Origin of the sequence: Paratractidigestivibacter sp., assembly GCF_052362415.1 — a bacterium.
Classification (GTDB): Bacteria; Actinomycetota; Coriobacteriia; order Coriobacteriales; family Atopobiaceae; genus Paratractidigestivibacter.
The window spans coordinates 5,454-6,240 of the sequence record NZ_DAWEMK010000093.1 but is presented as its reverse complement, the minus strand read 5'-3'; the positions used below and the strand labels follow the sequence as shown (position 1 = coordinate 6,240).

The 787-nt window shown below is 67.0% G+C and carries 1 protein-coding gene; it reads left to right on the top strand.

What is annotated here, in order from left to right:
• Positions 1-177: FHA domain-containing protein (locus tag ACT84W_RS08535; RefSeq protein ID WP_444328904.1), on the top strand; the 177-nt coding region annotated here is incomplete at its 5' end.
• Between the last annotated feature and the right edge of the window lie 610 nt (positions 178-787).

Genomic DNA, 787 nt, shown 5'->3' with positions numbered 1-787 from the left:
TGGCTTCTCGCGGACCTCGGCTCCACCAACGGGACCTGGGTCGTCCCCGGTGGGTCGCCCGCGCAGGGGAGGAAGCCGATCCGCGTGGAGCCGGACCGCCCCGTCGCCATCCAGAACGCCGACCAGATCCTGCTGGGGTCCTCGACCAGGTTCCTAGTCATGCGCACGGCGAGGTAGGCGACTCGAGGCTGGGGTTCGCGGCTGAGGCCCGGCGCTGGGGCCTGCGGGGCCATCAGTAAAGTCATCGCACAAAGAAGCAGTGCCGCAGCGGATTCAGCTGCACGAAAAACCGAGACCGTCGGTAATCGTGCACGGGAATCCGGGAGTGTCGGTACCGACGGTCCGGGTTTCCGGCACAACGGCTAACGACGGTCGTGGTTTCCGGTGAGAAGCGCCCTTCTTCGCACGTGAATCCAGGAGGGTCGGTACCGACGGTCGACGATTCTGGCGCAGCGGCTACCGACGGTCCCCGATTCCCGTGCGCGAGTACCGACCCTCCCCGATTCCGGTGCAGGATTACCGACCCTCCCCGATTCCCGCGCGTTTTACCGGAGCTCAAATCAAGGTTGCGAGCTTCCCGGCCTCGCCCGCATTGGAGCCAGGCACCGATGCGGGCGAGCAATTCACACGTCGACCTGGGGAGCTCGAGCATCGAGCGCGAGGACGCGTCCTTCACGATGAGAAACGACGTCTGGCGCAACGGCACGCCCGAGTACGCCGCGCCCGAGATGCTCACCCGCGACGTCCCCGGGGTGGCCGAGCTCAGGCGATCCCCGTCGGTGGACGT